Origin of the sequence: Clostridium sp. MSJ-8 (genome assembly GCF_018918325.1) — a bacterium.
Classification (GTDB): Bacteria; Bacillota; Clostridia; order Clostridiales; family Clostridiaceae; genus Clostridium.
Genome location: NZ_JAHLQH010000010.1, coordinates 1 through 18,881, shown reverse-complemented (window position 1 = coordinate 18,881; position 18,881 = coordinate 1). Strand labels below are relative to the sequence as shown.

13 protein-coding genes, 5 tRNA genes, 1 rRNA gene, 1 pseudogene and 1 other annotated feature are annotated in these 18,881 nt (G+C 28.0%); of the genes and pseudogenes, 2 read left to right on the top strand and 18 right to left on the bottom strand.

Features of this window, described 5'->3' with window-relative positions; translation table 11 throughout:
- Nucleotides 1–304: 304 nt before the first annotated feature.
- Nucleotides 305–1,120 (bottom strand): annotated as a pseudogene (locus KQI77_RS12905) (DUF1189 family protein).
- Nucleotides 1,121–1,247: 127 nt separating this feature from the next.
- On the opposite strand from KQI77_RS12905, the gene KQI77_RS01315 reads away from it, so the two are divergent.
- Entirely contained in the window at nt 1,248–2,369 is a 1,122-nt protein-coding gene (locus KQI77_RS01315; protein ID WP_216387536.1) for a L,D-transpeptidase, read from the top strand.
- A 66-nt stretch (nt 2,370–2,435) separates the two neighbouring features.
- Nucleotides 2,436–2,981, top strand: a complete 546-nt coding sequence (locus KQI77_RS01310) for a pyruvate kinase alpha/beta domain-containing protein (RefSeq protein WP_216387534.1) — start codon at nt 2,436–2,438, stop codon at nt 2,979–2,981.
- 34 nt (nt 2,982–3,015) lie between these two features.
- Here the strand turns inward: KQI77_RS01310 and addA are convergent, their stop codons facing one another.
- The 17 genes from addA to rrf form a co-directional block, all read right to left on the bottom strand.
- The gene (gene addA, locus KQI77_RS01305) at nt 3,016–6,699 is read right to left on the bottom strand and encodes a helicase-exonuclease AddAB subunit AddA (protein ID WP_216387532.1); all 3,684 of its coding nucleotides are present in this window, start codon (nt 6,697–6,699) and stop codon (nt 3,016–3,018) included.
- Complete coding sequence (addB, locus tag KQI77_RS01300) at nt 6,686–10,123, bottom strand: helicase-exonuclease AddAB subunit AddB (RefSeq protein WP_216387530.1); 3,438 nt, start codon at nt 10,121–10,123, stop codon at nt 6,686–6,688. Before addB ends, addA begins: the two co-directional genes overlap by 14 nt.
- Nucleotides 10,124–10,214: 91 nt before the next feature.
- Nucleotides 10,215–10,305: transfer RNA gene (locus tag KQI77_RS01295), tRNA-Ser, on the bottom strand.
- 30 nt (nt 10,306–10,335) lie between these two features.
- Nucleotides 10,336–10,426: transfer RNA gene (locus tag KQI77_RS01290), tRNA-Ser, on the bottom strand.
- A gap of 186 nt (nt 10,427–10,612) precedes the next feature.
- Nucleotides 10,613–10,703 (bottom strand) — tRNA-Ser (locus tag KQI77_RS01285).
- A gap of 64 nt (nt 10,704–10,767) precedes the next feature.
- The gene (locus tag KQI77_RS01280; protein ID WP_216387529.1) at nt 10,768–11,346 is read right to left on the bottom strand and encodes an isoprenylcysteine carboxylmethyltransferase family protein; all 579 of its coding nucleotides are present in this window, start codon (nt 11,344–11,346) and stop codon (nt 10,768–10,770) included.
- A 72-nt stretch (nt 11,347–11,418) separates the two neighbouring features.
- Nucleotides 11,419–11,808: an aspartate 1-decarboxylase gene (gene panD, locus KQI77_RS01275; protein WP_216387528.1), complete on the bottom strand. Its 390-nt coding sequence runs from the start codon at nt 11,806–11,808 to the stop codon at nt 11,419–11,421.
- Between the two features lie 24 nt (nt 11,809–11,832).
- Complete coding sequence (gene panC / locus KQI77_RS01270; RefSeq protein ID WP_216387527.1) at nt 11,833–12,681, bottom strand: pantoate--beta-alanine ligase; 849 nt, start codon at nt 12,679–12,681, stop codon at nt 11,833–11,835.
- 23 nt (nt 12,682–12,704) lie between these two features.
- Nucleotides 12,705–13,532, bottom strand: a complete 828-nt coding sequence (gene panB / locus KQI77_RS01265; protein WP_216387526.1) for a 3-methyl-2-oxobutanoate hydroxymethyltransferase — start codon at nt 13,530–13,532, stop codon at nt 12,705–12,707.
- A 4-nt stretch (nt 13,533–13,536) separates the two neighbouring features.
- Entirely contained in the window at nt 13,537–14,376 is an 840-nt protein-coding gene (locus KQI77_RS01260) for a Rossmann-like and DUF2520 domain-containing protein (protein ID WP_216387525.1), read from the bottom strand.
- Nucleotides 14,377–14,572: 196 nt separating this feature from the next.
- Nucleotides 14,573–15,856, bottom strand: a complete 1,284-nt coding sequence (gene serS, locus KQI77_RS01255; RefSeq protein WP_216387524.1) for a serine--tRNA ligase — start codon at nt 15,854–15,856, stop codon at nt 14,573–14,575.
- A 231-nt stretch (nt 15,857–16,087) separates the two neighbouring features.
- Nucleotides 16,088–16,286, bottom strand: a binding site (T-box leader).
- A gap of 68 nt (nt 16,287–16,354) precedes the next feature.
- Nucleotides 16,355–16,579, bottom strand: a complete 225-nt coding sequence (locus tag KQI77_RS01250) for a DUF1667 domain-containing protein (protein WP_216387523.1) — start codon at nt 16,577–16,579, stop codon at nt 16,355–16,357.
- A 12-nt stretch (nt 16,580–16,591) separates the two neighbouring features.
- The gene (locus KQI77_RS01245) at nt 16,592–17,962 is read right to left on the bottom strand and encodes an FAD-dependent oxidoreductase (protein ID WP_216387522.1); all 1,371 of its coding nucleotides are present in this window, start codon (nt 17,960–17,962) and stop codon (nt 16,592–16,594) included.
- Nucleotides 17,963–17,978: 16 nt separating this feature from the next.
- The gene (locus KQI77_RS01240; RefSeq protein WP_216387521.1) at nt 17,979–18,470 is read right to left on the bottom strand and encodes an HD domain-containing protein; all 492 of its coding nucleotides are present in this window, start codon (nt 18,468–18,470) and stop codon (nt 17,979–17,981) included.
- Between the two features lie 126 nt (nt 18,471–18,596).
- Nucleotides 18,597–18,672: transfer RNA gene (locus tag KQI77_RS01235), tRNA-Ala, on the bottom strand.
- Nucleotides 18,673–18,677: 5 nt separating this feature from the next.
- Nucleotides 18,678–18,754: transfer RNA gene (locus tag KQI77_RS01230), tRNA-Ile, on the bottom strand.
- Between the two features lie 8 nt (nt 18,755–18,762).
- A 5S ribosomal RNA gene (gene rrf / locus KQI77_RS01225) occupies nt 18,763–18,879 on the bottom strand.
- Nucleotides 18,880–18,881: the final 2 nt, after the last annotated feature.

Sequence of the window (18,881 nt, the reverse complement as noted above, 5' to 3'; positions counted from 1 at the left end):
TCTTATAAAAATTATAACTTATTTCAAATATTTTAGCTATAAAAACAATCTAAAAAACTGACTTTACCCTTGCAAACACAATAATTTAGCTAAAACGGAAGTTAGTTTTGCATTCAACGTAAATTTTAATAATTTATTTTTAACTAACTACTCTTGATTTTTATAAAAGCATCTCCTTTTTTAATCAATTTTATCAAATGATTAGATATAAATTGTCAATATGATTATAACTCTCTAGATTTTATTTAGCCATTTAGAGTTAAAAACACAGAATCATTTATAAATAACCCTGTGTTTCTCTACTTTATACTATTTCATCAATTTTATTCTTTTGAATGTTATTTAAAATATATATTCCAAACAATATAGCTAATATTGTACATACAGCTTCTATGTTATAAACAGGAAGTATCAATGTAAGTACTAACGACATAAAACTTGGTAATATTAATGTATATATTGTTAATGAAAAAGCTTGTTCAAATTTAATATTAGATTTCATTATTAATGAAATTATATATATAACTACGCCAATAATTAAACTCTTGAACAAATATTTAATAATAGAAATAAATATAACTACAATAAATACTATTGTAAGTGCAACTCCTCTTATATTATCTAAAAAGGATATTACACTATCATTATTTATTTCTTTTGTACTATTTGGTATCACATCTGAATACTTTATTGATTATTCACTTCCATTGCCAAGCATGGGATTTGCACTAGATATTACACCATCTTTTAATATTAAATAATATTCATCCTGATTAACAATAATCTTTTTTATCTTATCAATGTCATCAATTGATATATTATCATCTATATATATTTTTGTTCCTGAACTTTCAATTGACTTCGGTGAATCTGTATTTAAACTCAACTCTCCATTAGATATAGTAAACTGATAATTATCTTCTTTAAATTTTTCATCAAACAAATTTATTGCATAATTAATTGAAAATGTAATAATTATTGCTGCTATAATACCTATTAGCCCACTAACTAATAATGAAAAAACTACAGATTTGCCAGCACCTTCAGCACTATATTCTGCAATTTTATCTACATTATAAAAAGAATTCTTTAATTTTATAAAAATATTATCCCTTTTCATAAATCCCTCCTAAAACATTCATATCTCTATGATAATCTATTTTTTTTAATATTCCAATATTTATATGATTAAAACTTATAATTTTAGTCAATACTAATAGTTGTATTTATTTTGGTGGAGGCTTTTTATGAAGAAAAGAAAATATATATTATGTATATGTTCAATATTTTTTTTATACTTAACTTTATCTTATATCTCTTATTACAAAATGTTATCTAAATTTAAAGAAGCATTTAATAATAAGGATTATATTGTTGCTAGTTCTACTATTATTAATAATTGCAATAATAATTTATTTAAAGCAATATTTCTAAGAAGCAACTTGAATACTTATTTCAATTCTACTATAGATGACTTAGAATCTAATATAGAGAATAACTCTATAGATTATAATGTCCTTATTAACTTTATTAATGAATTAAATCGCTATAATTTTTCTTCTAGTAGAACAAATAAATTGCTTAATAAATTTAACTGTTCTAATCCTTTTGAGGAAGGTTTATCTTACTACAATTCAAAAGATTATAAAACAGCCTATACTTACTTTGCTAAAGTATGTTCTAGTGATCATAATTATTCTGCTTCATATAAGTATCTAACATTTTGTAGAAATATAATAAAAAACAACACTATGGAAACTGTTTCAAACTTATGCTTAGATAATTATTATACTAAGGCTCTAGAAGTTATTAATAGTATAACAGATATATTTCCTTATGATACTGATATACTTAATCAAAAATCAAACATAATAGAAGCTCGTGCAGATTATCTTCAAGAAGTATCTTCATCGCAAGTTACAGCTTCTGCAACTTCACCTATAAATAATATATCTGTATCTAATATAAACAAACTTTATCTTTCTAGTACTACTAATTATCTTATATATGTAGATTTAAATAAACAAAAAACCTATATATATGAGGGCTCTATGAACAATTGGAATATTGTAAAAGAGTTCTCTTGTTCTAGTGGATTAAGTGGCTCTGATACTCCAACTGGAGTATATACTATTGATCAGAGAGGCGATTGGTTTTTCTCTACTAAATACCAACAAGGAGCAAAGTATTGGGTTCAATTTTCTGGAAACTACCTTTTTCATTCATTACCTTTTAATGAAGATAAATCACAAATATTAGACTATACATTAGGTACCCCATCTTCTCATGGTTGTATTAGATTATCTGTAAGTGATTCAAAATGGTTATATGAAAATATTCCAGAACACACTAAAGTAATTATTAAATAATTTGTATATTTTACATTTTTCTTATAATATAGATATATACTATTTTATGTTATAGGAGGTTTTATTATGAAATTTGCTAAGCCAGGTAAAGAAAATACTGAAGAAACTATCGAACTAGCACTTACTACTGCTAGACAAAGAGGAATCAAAAATATAGTAGTTGCTTCTAGTACAGGATTCACTATGAATTATTTTACAGACATAGATGATCTTAATATAGTGTGTGTTACTCATAGTTATGGTTTTCCAGAAGCAGGTAAAAATGACATGCCAAAGGACACAAGAAAAGAACTAGAAGATAGAGGCATAAAAGTATTAACTACAACTCATGTTTTAAGTGGTGCAGAAAGAGGTATTTCTGCCAAGTTTGGAGGAGTATCACCTGTTGAAATAATTGCACAAACTTTAAGAATGTTTGGTCAAGGTACAAAAGTATGTGTAGAAATAGCTACTATGGCAGTTGATTCAGGATTAATTCCTTATATGGAGCCAGTTATTGTTATAGGAGGTTCTTCACATGGTGCAGATACTGCATTAATTCTAAAACCTTCTCACGCTAGTAGTATTTTCGATACAAAAATAGAAGAATTTATTTGTAAACCATATTTATAAAATAAAAGGAGAGCCAATTTGCTCTCCTTTCATTTTATATTTCCACTAATATCTCTTTATTTATATAGAAAGAATACAAATAACATTCTGTTACATCACATTCTGTTATCTTCTCTAAAGCTTCTTTGTAGTATTTTAATTGAACTCTATATTTATCTACAAATTCATTTAAACCACCTTTAGGTATATAATCAGTTTTATAATCAAGTAGAACTATTTTATCATCTACATCTTGGAAGAAACAATCTATAACTCCTTGAAGTCTTACCTTTTCTTCTGATACATCATTACTTAATGATTCATCTACATTCCTAACATTTATCTCAGTATAAAAAGGTAATTCTCTAAAAACTTTGTTTCCTCTTTTATATGCTTCTAAAACTCTTGTTCCTAAATTAGATTCAAAATATTTTATTAACTTATCCACAGCTATAGCTTTATATTCTTCTTCACTTATTAGTTCTAGCTTAAGAAAACTTTTTAATTGTTCTTCAATTTCTTCTCTATTATTAACTTTACATAAATCTAAACTTTGCATTACAAAGTGCATAGCAGTACCTATTTCTGAGTTAGACAATCCTCTTTCTTCTTGTAAAAATCTAGGTTTAAGCTCTATATTAGTTCTATATAACTCTGTTGAATTTAATTCCTCTTCTTCATAATCTTTTTTCTTTAAATCTGAAACCGAAAAATTACTTTTCATTTTAGTTACATCTTCATACTTATACACATATCCAAGTTTTGCACAGATTTCCTTGTTTTTATCCACAGTTTTATCCAAAATATCCACACTATTATTAAGGTTATCCACATTTTCCTCAGAGTTATCCACAAGTAAATCTGTACTTTTCCACAACTTTATATTCCACTTAGAATTGTCTCCTATTGTTACTACATCTTGAATACTCGCAATATCTCTTAATACTTCTCCATCCTTGTGTTTACAAAGGGCTAGACATATCCACTCTAGATAACTTTTAGCTTTAATAACTTCTGATGGAAGTATATTATTGTTACTAAATGATGCTGATAAGCAACAATTACTAGCTAACTTATCCACAGATTTAGTCGCCCCTGTTATTATTAATTTTTCCTTTGCTCTAGTAAAGGCAACATATAATATTCTCATTTCCTCAGATAAAGTCTCTAATTTAATCTTCTGTTTAATTGCTTCCTTTGCAATTGTGGATAAACTAAACCTTTTATCAATATCCACATAATCAGGTCCTAAGCCTAATTCATCATGATATAGAATATTACTATTTAAATCCATTAAATTAAACTGTTTTCCGCTTCCACATAAGAATACCACAGGAAACTCTAGTCCTTTACTTTTATGAATACTCATAATCCTTACAACATCTTCATTTTCTCCTAATATCTTAGCACTTCCCATATCTCCAGAAGATCTTCTAAGTTTATCTATGAAATTTATGAAATTAAATAACCCTTTGAAGCTAGTTTCTTCATATTGTTTTGCTCTTTGGAATAATATTCGTAAGTTAGCTTGCCTTAACACTCCATTAGGCATAGCCCCTACATATCCATAATACGCAGTTTCATCATACACATACCATATAAATTCATCTATAGGTGTATATAATGCTTTTTCTCTCCATTTATTTAGTTTTGACAAGAATTCTCTACATTTATATGATAATGCTTCATCTGAATCTTCACTATCACTTATTAACTTTATATTATCATAATAATAATTATCTTTATTTACTAATCTAATATTAGCTAATTCTTCACTAGATAATCCTACAATAGGTGACCTTAAAACAGCTATCATAGGTATATCTTGCATAGGATTATCAATTATCTTTAATAATGCTATAATTGTTCTTATCTCTATGGATTCAAAATATCCTGTACCTGTATCTGCATATATTGGAATCCCTTCGGCACCAATCTCATCTAGAAATATCTCTGACCAATTCTTTGTTGCTCTTAATAAAATAACTATATCTTTGTAAGTAACCTTTCTATACTTGCCAGTATTTTTGTCTAAAACCTTATATACCTTTCCATCTTTTCCTGATACTAATTCTTTTATCCTATTAGCAACTATTCTTGCTTCTAAGTTTATAGAATTTATTTCTTCTTCTTCCTTTTCATCTTCTAATTCATTAGTTTTATCTAATATATGAAGTTCTATTTCTCCACCTAGTATAGTATTATCATCATCTACTTCTGGATAACTTGCTCCTAGATTAAGCGCTTCATCCTCTGTATATTCTAATTCCCCAACTGTCTTAGACATTAATTCTTTAAATATATAATTAACCCCATTTACAACTTCTAATCTACTTCTGAAATTTTTGTATAACTGAATCTTTCTATTCTTGCCTTCTATATCATTATAAGTATTATATTTTTCTAAGAATAATTCTGGTTTTGCTTGTCTAAATCTATATATGCTCTGTTTTACATCACCAACCATAAATACATTAGGGTTATCAAATTTTTTTCTCGAAACTAAATCTATAATTGCCTCTTGAACATTATTAGAATCTTGATATTCATCAACTAATACCTCGTCAAAATATTCTCTATAACTTGCAGCTACCCCTATTTCTTCATTAGATAATATCTTTAAGCATAAATGCTCTAAATCATTAAAATCTAAAGTACTTCTTTCTTTTTTTGCATTATCAAATCTTTCTTTAAACTCTATTACAATATCACATAATTCTTTCATAAAAGGATAGCTGTTTTTTATGGCTATAAGCATATCGTCAGGAGAATTTGCAAATATATCTTCTTGAAACTTCTTAATCTTTTTCTTAATAGAATCTCTTATTGCTTTTACTTTATCTTGAATATTAACATCAGATACTTTATTTTTTCTTACTACTTTTAACTTTGAAAATGATATATCATATATACTATTATATAAACTATTAATATCTTTATTTAATGCACTCTCTATATCCGCTAATATACTTTTATCATCATTAAAAGCATCTAAATACGGTTCTAATCCTTCTGTACTGCTACATAGTTCTATAGCAGTTCTATTTAACTCTATTAATCCTTGTAATTCTATATATATACTTTCCTTTAGCACATTCATCCAACTACTATTATCTAGTTCTTCTAACTTCTCTATATTAAATTCTTCACTTTTTTCTTTAAGCCATTTTTCAGGCCATGGACCACTCATAGAAAATCTATATAGATTAAGTACTATTTCTCTTAATTTTTCATCATCTTTTGAATTACTATATGCTTCAACCAAATTAAGGAATTCTTGATTTCCCTCTTCATACTTATCTTCAAACAGTTCTTCTAGCACTTCATTCTTTATAAGTACTCCTTCTGTTTCATCTAATATTCTAAAAGCAGGGTCAAGTTCTATAACATGAAAGTTATTTTTTATAACATCTAAACAAAAAGAATGCATTGTTGTTATATTTGCTCTACTTAATAGAGTTAACTGCCTCTGAAGATTCTTTGAAGATGGATCTTTTTCTAATTCATTAGTAATAGCCATAGCTATTCTTTCTCTCATTTCAGCAGCTGCAGCACTAGTGAAGGTTACTACTAATAACTTATCTATATCAACAGGATTATCTTTTGATGTAATTATTTGAATTATTCTCTCTACTAAAACAGCAGTTTTTCCTGAACCAGCAGCAGCTGAAACTAATAAGTTACATCTTCTTGTTTCTATAGCTTGCTTTTGTTCTTCTGTCCATTTAGTTGTTCCCATCTTCTTCACCTCCATCTACTTTTTTTCTCATCTTATTCCATAAATCATCACTAGTCTTCGTCGGTATAATTTTATATTTATTATTTTTTATTCCAACGTCAAACTGACATATAGAAGAATAATCACAATAACTACAATATGCATTATCTTGAATTTTACATGGTTCAATTCTTAGTTTTCCACTTAACATATCTTCACACAATTCTATCATTTTTTGATTTACATATCTCCTTAATATATCAAATTGTTCTTCTGTAACTACTGAACTACTTGATGAGAAATCTCCATCTTTTTTAAACCCAGCTGGAATTATAAGTGAATATGTTGATATATTATTATCCATAGCTTTTACTAATTCTGCATCTTTTAAAATCAATCCATTCATCTTTAACTTTTCTAATACTTGTTTCTTTATTTCATCATCTTCTAATTGACTCTTACTCTTTATCATAGGATCATCTATTCTAAAATATAATATGGCTCCTGGTAATGCCTTGGTCTTTAGTATATACTCTGAATTCTTCAATATAGCATCTAAATATACTAACAGTTGCATCTGAAGACCATAATATAATTCATTAAGATCAAACTTCTTCGCACCAGACTTGTAATCTATAATTCTTATATAGGTATCTTCTCCTAATTTTAACTTATCTATTCTATCTATTCTTCCAGTTAAATAAACTTCTTCTTGTGATGGTAACACTAACTTTATAGGTGCACCTGAAGAATTAGTACCAAATACAAATTCATTGCTAAAGACTTCAAATTCACCACTTTTCATCTGTTCAGATATAACAGACACTGATTTAGATATAATTCTCTTAAATCTACTAGTAAAATATTTATACTTATTGCTACTATTAAGTATAAAATTTTCATCTTCCTTTAACTTATCATCTATTAACTTATTCACTATATCTCTACATTTCTTAGAATCTAACTCTGACCATGACATATTTTTCTCTATAACATAATCTGTGAATTCTTCTAATACCCCATGCATAAATGATCCTAAATCAGGTGCAGAAAATTCATATATCTTTCTATCTTTAGCCTTTAATCCGTATTGAATAAAATATGAAAATGGACACTGTGAATATTTTTCTAACCTTGATACACTAAACATTAATCTACCTGATTCTGTACTATATAAACTTTTAAGCTTTTCTCTTGATACTACATCTCCTAGGTTATTATAATTTAAGCCCTTTAGTATATCCCTTGCCTTATCCTTAAATTCATTATCTTCCTCAAACCAATTATAAACATCATTCCAATACTCCTCTACATTTTCATTTTCATAATTTCTTCTTATTGCTAATATCAATTCATTAAACGTTGGTATTGGTGCTGATATCTTATAATATTTATCATTTTCTTCCCTCAAGTTATATATAGAACTCTCTTCTTGTAACTTTGGAAATAATCTCTTAATTCTCTGAATTACTATAGATGGTCTCAATGACTTTCCTTCAAAATCAGCCATAGGATAACTTATCATAAGAAAATCACTTGCTAAATTTATTGCTGTATATACCATAAACTGCTCTTCAAAAGCTTTTAACTTGGTAGTAGATGATAATTCAATCCCTATTTCTATTAATTCCTCTCTATCCTTATCTGTTAAAATACCTTCTTCTTTATTTGCAGCTGGAAGTATACCATCATTTACACCTATTATAAATAATGCTTTTACTTCTCTCCCTTTTATTCTAGCAATATCTCCAATATTAACTTGATCTAGAGCTACAGGTATAACACCTATCTCCTTACTATTAAATCCTGCTGTTAATATCTTATAAAATTCTTTTGCACCTATCTGTTCCTCTCCTATTACTTCTACTGCTTGATCTAATATCTCTAATACTATAGATGGTACTTGAGTATACTCTGTAACCTTATCTTGAAGGCCTATCTTATCAAACCTATCTATCCATTCATTTATTCTGTTAAATATATCAATATCTAATAAAAATTCATATATTGCTACACATATTTCTCTCACAGAACTATTTTTTAATATTTTATTATGAAATTTCATTAATGGTTCTCTAACCTTTTGCATAATTTCTTGAGGATTAACTATATCTTCTTTCTCATCTTCCTCTTCAATTACAATTTCTTTAGTCCATCTATATCCCTTTATACCATTAGCTAATATATAATTTTCTAATATATCTATATCTTCTTTCCCAATGCCTGTTAATCCACTTTTAAGATATTTAAATACACTTTCATAAGACCAATTCTTTATATATATCTCAAATGCTGATAATATAAGTATTACTAATGGATTGCTCAATATATCTATCTTTTTGTCTATAAAATATGGTATCTTATATTCATTAAAAACTACCTTAGTTATTTTTTCATAATTATCTATGTTTCTACATACAACAGATATATCTTTATATCTATAATTTTCTTCCCTTACTAACCTTAATATTTCCTTTGCAATAACTTCAATTTCATCATAGGTATTACTAGCTTTGTATAACCTTATATTACTTATATCCTCATTATAAGATTGTATAGGATATGTATAATAATATTTTTCAAGATGTCCTAGTTCCTTATTGTATGCAAATCTATTATCCTTATTATCATTTAAATCTATACTTCCATCATAGTTAATATTAGATTTCTGCATTAATCCTATTATCTTTGATTCTGTATTTTTTATTCCATTAAATATATCTGTTACCTCATTATTTTCTCCATTACTTAATTCATCCATACATAATGTTATATTAACTCTTTTACATCTTTTAGCTAATATTTGTATTATATCTAATTGTTGAGGAGTAAATGTTGTAAACTCATCTATCCATATTTCTGCCCCATCATATATATCACTTATAAGTAGTTTATTTGCTAATAATGTTAATTCATCATCTGTATCTATTACTTTTTCATCCACATTCTTATTGTATTCATTATATATAAGCTGTAAATCTGATAACTTATTTTTAAGTTCATCATTTGATATATCACTAATCTTCTCTTGAATTATTTCCGGGGTAATATTATATTTTTTCATTTCAGTTAAGGTATCTGAAATTATATTGGTAAAACCTTGTTCTCTTGATATTCTATTAAAATATTTTAGCTCATCTTGTGTATTCTGCAGAATCTTGTGTATAAGCATGCTTTTTCCTGAATCAGACATTACTACATTAACTCTTCCGCCACACTTTTCAAAAACTCTATGTGCCATTCGCTTAAAACTTAAAACTTGGCTTTTTATTAATCCAGCTTCACCTACAACATGTAATAGCATAGTTTCTCTCTGAAATGTATACTGTTCAGGAACTATATATATAAGCTTATTATTGTCTTCTGTTACCTTTTTCTTTATCTCATTTAAACAAAATGTACTCTTTCCACTACCTGCTCTTCCATATATAAATCTAATACCCATTAACTTTTCCTCCTCTATCTATAGAAATTATATCATTTATATATGTTCTAAAATAGAAAAAAAAATCACCTAACGAAAGTTAGATGATTTCTGGCGGAGAATCCGGGATTTGAACCCGGGCGCCAGTTGCCCAGCCTACGCCCTTAGCAGGGGCGCCTCTTCAGCCACTTGAGTAATTCTCCATGCCCTACAAAAATAAATATTTATTTAAATGGCGGAGAGATAGGGATTCGAACCCTAGGTACCCGTGAAGGTACGCCGGTTTTCAAGACCGGTGCCTTAAACCAACTCGACCATCTCTCCATTTGCTGACAAAAATTATTATATCAACGGTTAACTAAGTTGTCAACACTTTTAATAAAAAAAATTAGAATTAAAATATTATATAAATTACTATAAGGTATTTAGGATACTCCTCCACAACTACAAACAAAATATAATTTTCTAAAAAGTAAAAAAAGAGTTCTAACAATTAAGTTAGAACTCTAATGGCGGAGAGATAGGGATTCGAACCCTAGGTACCCGTGAAGGTACGCCGGTTTTCAAGACCGGTGCCTTAAACCAACTCGACCATCTCTCCATTAGCTTACGAATTGTATTATACCAATACACTCATAAAGTTGTCAACATATTTTTTTATTATTTTATATATATCTATGAACTTTTTTCTTATAAGCTAAATATTCTTCACCAAATCTCTCTTCTAAAGACTTCTCTTCTGTTATTATCTTTATATTCAATAATACAATTATTAATACAGATAATACTATATTACACATACTAGGTACATTTATTGTCAATCCTATAACAAGAAATATTATACCCATATAAGCTGGATTTCTTGTATAAGCATACATACCATTAACAACTAATTCTATATCACTATCAGCTTCATCTTTAACTCTCCAATTGTCCTTCATATTCTTCACTGCACCTATGAAAAATACCACTCCAACACCTGATATCATTAAAGAAACTATTCTAATAATGATGCTTATAATATATACCTTCATCACCCCTACTAAACTTAATATATCAATTATAAATATTGCACAACAAGCTAATACTGTTGCTATATTTACTATGTACTTACCTGTTGAATAAGAGTTCTTTTTTATCAAATCAACATCTTTTCCTTTTTTCTTTAATTCAAATAACTTTATTACATATAAGCCGTATACAACAACTAAATATATAATAGATAATATTGGTACTATTAGCATTATAAACACCCCACCTTGTATAAAAAACTTACTCTTTTAGCATTACACTAAAGAGCAAGTTTTTTCATAATATTATTGATTTTCTAATCTTCCATGCTTTTCGTATCTTGATAATCTCTCAATTTTATTATTATCATCAACAAAAACAACCTTAGGCTTATGATCCTTAGCTTCTTCATTATCCATTTCACAATATGCCATTATAATGATCTTATCGCCTTCACGTACACATCTTGCTGCTGCACCATTTAAACAGATTAAGCCTGAACCTGGTTCTCCTGATATAGTATATGTTTCAAATCTACTTCCATTATTAACATCAACTATTTGAACTTTTTCATATTCTAATATTCCTGCTGCATCTAATAATTCTTGATCAACAGTTATACTTCCTACATAATCTAATTCAGCTTGTACAACTTTTGCTCTGTGTATCTTACCTTTTAACATAGTTACTTGCATATTTTTCATCTCCCATCATTTATCTTATAATTCAAATGTAAAATTATCTATTAATCTAGTTTTTCCTATATATACAGCCATTGCTACCAAAACAGATGCTTCTACCTTTTCAACATTTTCTAATGATAAAGAATCAACAACTTCTACATAATCTATTTTAGCTAACTTTTCAGTATTAATACTATTAGTTATAATATCAACTATCTTATTAGCATTTCTTTCACCATTTTCTAATGCTTCTTTTCCTAGCTTCAATGATTTATTTAATATAGTCGCTGCTGCTCTCTCTTCTGTACTTAAATATGTGTTTCTAGAACTTTTAGCTAGTCCATCCTCTTCTCTTATTATAGGACATCCTACAACTTCTACATCTATATTTAAATCTCTTACCATTCTTTTAATTACTGCTAACTGCTGAGCATCCTTTTGTCCAAAATAAGCTCTATCAGGTTTAACAATATTAAATAACTTAGATACAACTGTACAAACTCCTCTAAAATGTATAGGTCTTGTCTTACCACATAATGCTTTTGTTAATGTAGCATCCATATTTACATAAGTACAAAAATCATCAAAATACATTTCTTCTTTATCTGGATTAAATATAATTGCTGCTCCTGCATCTTCACATAGCTTACTATCTCTTTCTATATCCCTTGGATAACTTTCCAAATCTTCATTTGGTCCAAATTGAGTTGGATTTACAAATACACTTACAACAACTTTATCATTATTAGCTACTGCCTTATCAATTAAACTTTTATGTCCTTCATGTAAATATCCCATTGTAGGTACTAACCCAACTGTTAATCCTTGCTTTCTCCAATCATTAACTTGTTCTCTTACTTCCTTAATTGTGTGTAAAACTTTCATTTTTATTTCCCCTCTATTTTAAATTAATATAATTTTTCTAATATATCATCATCTATTTTAAATGTATGTTGTTCCTCTGGAAAAACTACATCTTTAACTTCTTGATCATATTGTTTGAATGCTTTCTTCATTTCTTCTCCTATATTTGCAAAATGTTTAACAAACTTTGGTTTAAATCCGCCATACATATTTAACATATCTTGATATACAAGTACTTGTCCATCGCATCCTGCACCAGCTCCAATTCCTATAGTAGGAATAGATAATTCTTTTGATATTCTTTCTGCTAACTTGGCTGGAACACATTCTAATACTACTGCAAATGCTCCTGCTTCTTCTACTGCTCTTGCATCTGCAATAAGCTTCTTAGCTGCTTCTTCATCTTTACCTTGTACTTTGAATCCTCCAAAAGCATTTACTGATTGAGGAGTTAAACCAATATGAGCTACAACTGGTATAGAACATTTTACAATAGCTTTTATATGTTCTGCAAATTCTACTCCACCTTCTAGTTTAACTGCTTGAGCTCCTGTCTCTTTTATTATTCTTCCTGCATTTACAACAGCATCATATACTGATGTTTGATATGACATAAATGGCATATCTATAACAACTAACGCATTCTTAGCACCCTTGCAAACAGCTTTACCATGATGTATCATATCTTCCATAGTAACAGATAATGTATCTTCATAACCTAAGCAGACCATTCCTAATGAATCTCCTACTAATATAGAATTAACACCTGACTCATCTATTAATTTTGCAGTTGAATAATCATAAGCTGTAAGCATTGAAATCTTCTCATTGTTTTTTTTAGCTTCTCTAAATGTTAATACAGTATTTTTCATTTTATTACTCTCCAATCATTTTTATTAGTTGACTATAATCCCTATCATAATTTCTTTCTTGTGCAACTTTTACTAACTTTTTAGCTAATAGCTTATACAGCATTTTATCCTCTTCATTTAATGAAGATAAATGCTTCTCTATAGTCTTAACATCCCCTCTCTCTATAGGGCCTGTTAAACTTTTAACTAATCCAAGTTCACCAATATTCTTTATATTGTTTAACATTAAAGGATACAAAGCTTCTAATGCTTCTTCACTACCAAATCCACATTCTCCAAGCATATCTACTGCAGTTTGAGCTAATGCTATAACATTGTTGCTAGCCATAACAGATGCTGCATGATAAATAGCCTTGTTGTTAGCAGATATAACTTTAGTTTTGTTTCCCATTTTATTAAACATATTAGTTAAATATTGTGTATATCTAGGATGTCCTTCTATTGTAATTGTTGCTTGTTTTAAATTGATATAAGAATTATACTTGTCATTAAACGCATATATTGGATGGATTGAATAACCAAATATATCTTGGTTACAATTAGAAAAGATTTTTGACGATAATGCACCACTACAATGGCAGATTATTTTATTCTGAATAGACAACTCTTTTAGATTATTCCATACTTCTTCTATAACTCCATCTGGAGTTGTAATGAATATTATATCACTCTCATTAACTAAATCATCGACATTACTAAAGTACTTAGTTTGTGTAAATCTAGCTGCATCTTTTGCTGAATTAATATTTTTACTATAAAAACCTGTTACTAATAAATTATTGGTAGAAAAGTACTTACCTAAAGTAACTCCTACCTTACCTGCTCCTATAATACCTATTTTCATAAATTATCACCTTAGTCTCATTCAATTATCTGATATGAGCTGTCTCTTTATAAAATAAAATCTTTCGTGGTGTGGTTTTCTAACAAATACCACCCATATAAAATTTATCATATTTATTTCTATAATTCAACATAAAAAAGAAGCTAATACATAGCTATTTTTTATTATCTATGCATTAGCTCTATTAATCTTCAAATTACTTTTCTATTTTCTTTAATCCACCCATATATGGTTGTAATGCCTCTGGTATATTAACAGAACCATCTTCATTTAAATTATTTTCTAAAAATGCAATTAACATTCTAGGTGGTGCTACAACTGTATTATTTAAAGTGTGAGCAAAATATTTATTTCCATCACTACCATTTACACGAATCTTTAATCTACGTGCTTGAGCATCTCCTAAGTTAGAACAACTTCCTACTTCGAAATATTTCTTTTGTCTTGGAGACCATGCTTCAACGTCTATTGATTTAACCTTTAAATCTGCTAAGTCTCCTGAACAACATTCTAATGTTCTAACTGGAATATCTAAAGAACGGAATAAATCTACTGTATTTTGCCATAACTTATCAAACCACATCTTACTATCTTCTGGCTTACATATAACTACCATCTCTTGTTTTTCAAATTGATGTATTCTGTAAACACCTCTTTCTTCTATTCCATGAGCACCTTTTTCTTTTCTGAAACATGGTGAATAACTTGTTAGAGTTTGAGGTAATGATTGTTCTGGTAATATTGTATCTATGAATTTACCAATCATTGAATGTTCACTTGTTCCTATAAGATATAAATCTTCTCCTTCTATCTTATACATCATTTCATCCATTTCTTTAAAACTCATAACACCTGTTACAACGTTACTTCTTATCATAAATGGTGGTATACAATATGTAAAACCTCTATTAATCATAAAGTCTCTTGCATATGATATAACTGCCGAATGAAGTCTAGCTATATTACCCATTAAATAATAGAATCCATTTCCTGCAACTTTTCTAGCACTATCTAAATCTAATCCATTAAGTGACTCCATGATATCTGTATGATATGGAACTTCAAAATCAGGTACTACAGGATCACCATATTTCTGAATTTCTACATTTTCACTATCATCTTTTCCTATAGGAACACTTGGATCTATTATATTAGGTATAGTCATCATTATCTTCTTGATTTTTTCATCAAGTTCATTTTCTATTACTTCTAATTCTTCTAATCTCTTTGATTGAGCATTTACTTGTTCTTTTATCTTCTCAGCTTCATCTTTTTTTCCTTCTCTCATCAATCCACCGATTTGTTTAGATAATTTATTTCTATTTGCTCTTAATTCATCAGCTTCTGTTTTTGCTTTTCTGTTTTGAACATCTAATTCAATTACTTCATCAACTAATGGAAGCTTACTATCTTGGAATTTATTCTTTATATTCTTTTTTACTATCTCTGGATTTTCTCTTACAAATTTTAAATCTAACATTTTTTTCCTCCCTAATTATACATCTAATTTATATTTTTAAATTTTTTCTTATTTTGTTTAGCCTATTACAAGTTAAAAAAATTGTTTTTGTGCTCCTGTAATAGCACTATTTTTTTATTCTTTAGGTAGTATACTATAACCTTACTTAAACACTATATCTAAGATACTTATTTACGACTATAAATAAAATATAATTTCCTAAAGATAAAAAAAAGGAATTGCCTCGCCCTAGAAAGGGACGAAGTAATTCCGCGTTGCCACCCTAATTGATAATTACAAAATAATTATCCACTTTAAATAAATAACGGTTTCCCGTACTGCTTATCACAGTCCCTCAAAGGCTGATTCATAATAACCTGATATTAGTTTCCACCAACCACTAACTCTCTTAACTCATAATTATTACTACTATTCTTCTCATAGGTTTTCTATATAAACTTTTATATATTTTATATTAATATACTTTTATCAAAAATGTCAATAATTATTCTTTTAATACTAATCAATAATTTTTTTAGTGCTAATTATATCTATTCCAGTATTTAATATATTCTTACATATAGTATCGCCTATTTGAATAGGAACACTAACATATAATCTTGCTAATACTTTAGAAAATTCATAGAATAATGATATATCAACTGGTTTATTACTCTTTACTGATACAACCTTGTTCATATCACTACCTTTAACCCTTACCAAACTTGTAAATATTTCTTTCATTATTTTCACCTTTTATACTTCATCAAATTCCTTTATTCTACTAATCCACATCTTCGAATTCTTATTATCTTGAACAACTTCTGTTGGTTTTATATTTAACTCACTTGCTAATATCTTTATTATCTTCCTACTACAATAAGATCCATAGCAACAACCTAAACCAGCACCAGTCCTTTTTCTTATTCCTTCAATACTTCTAGCTCCCAAGGGCCTCCTTATACAATCTATTATTTCTCCCTCAGAAACTCTATTACATACACAAACAATATTTCCATACCTTGGTTCGACTTTTATAATATCATTTATTTCTTCATCAGACATTCTCTTAAATCTATATAACTCTCTCCTTTTATCCACAAAGTTCTTTTTCTTCTTTGCATTAAGATTTTTAGCTATATTTTCACTTATTATCTTAGAAAATGCAGGTGTTAATGTCATTTTACTATAGTTAGTTCCTGATATTTTTATATATCCAGATGAAATATTCTTATAATCAATTATCATTGTATCCTTATATTCTTCATTAAATATATTAATTATGTTCTTTTCATTTATATCTCTTATTATGTTTTTACAATATTCAATAGCTTCATCTCTATCTAACTTATGGTTACTTTTTATACCTATAATATTGATATCATCAACTGCTGGAATATTATATATTGATATTTCATCATTTATCTTATATTGAACTATAGAATTAAATTCATAATCCACATTGTTATCTATCATTAAATATGTCAACCATTTATTACTAACTGTATCTTTTTCTTCTCTATATATTGTATCAATTACAACCTTGCAATTAAATTTCTTTCTATTAGTTGTTACATTAAAACCTTTGTTTAACCTTTCTATATTAATAACTTCTTCATCAAATCTAAAATTAACACCATTATCTGCAGCAACTTCTCCATAAGCTATAGCCAATTCATAAGGATTTAAGACTGATACATTTTTTGAATATAATGCTTTTTTTATATTAGCATTAACTAATGCTTTATCTATATTATCTATTTTATTTGGCTCTATAATTGCAACATCTTCTACTTTTCTATCTTGTGCTAATTCATACATATAATCAATTTTCTTGGCTTCTTTATCATTAGTTGCTATTCTTAATAGTCCAACATTCTTGCATCTCACATAAAATTTTTGACAAGCTTCCTTTATTAATTTTATTCCTTCTTTTTCTAATAAAGCTGTAGTATCTTCTTTTGCTTCCGACCCATCATATATAATAGATGCATTTACTTCAGATATATCGTCTATTATATCTGAATCTCTTTCAATAACTGCTATATTGAAGTTATATTTTGATAGTTCATATGCAATTGAACATCCTGCTATTCCGCCACCTAATATTATTATATCGTAATCCATATCTTCCATTACCTCTTCAACTTAAATTGTCACACTTAATTAGAATTTCTAGATATTTATTATTATTTAAATCATTCATATGATGATTTTCTATAGCCTCTAAAAACTCATCATCATATTTGTTTATTTTCTTTAGCATCTTTACAGATTCGTGTGGATGATTATAATATATATCTATTTTCTTATTATTTACCTTTTCTATTTTACCTTTAGTTATTTTATCTAACACAACAATTATTGATTTCTCAAATACATTTAATGAACAACTTCCTTTTCCTACATCATGTAGTAAAGCAATCTTCGCTAGCTTTCCTGTATCTATGTTAGAAAAATCTTTATTCATTTCTAACGCTTTATTACAAACCCTTATACTATGTTGTTGTTCTGATACTTTTAATTGTTTAAATAATTTTTTTTCTTTCTTATTAAGATACCTATTCAGAAGATTATAATCTATAGCCCTTAATGAAGCAGTACATGCCCAAATAAATTGTTTAACTCTATACATCTAATCAACTCCAAATTCTATAATGTATCAAATATTTCTCATATACAAAAATTATAACATAAGTAGATAATTTTTTTTAGTATCTTAACGTTAAAAAAAGCTGTGAATTATATTCACAGCTTTAAATGGTGGAGATAAAGGGATTCGAACCCTTGACCCCCTGCGTGCAAGGCAGGTGCTCTCCCAACTGAGCTATACCCCCGTAAATGGTGGACCTTCAGGGACTCGAACCCCGGACCTACCGGTTATGAGCCGGTTGCTCTAACCAACTGAGCTAAAGATCCAAATGTTGACCTAGCAACGTCCTACTCTCCCACACAGTCTCCCATGCAGTACCATCGGCGCTATAGAGCTTAACTGTCCTGTTCGGAATGGGAAGGAGTGTTTCCTCTATGCCATCATCACTAGATA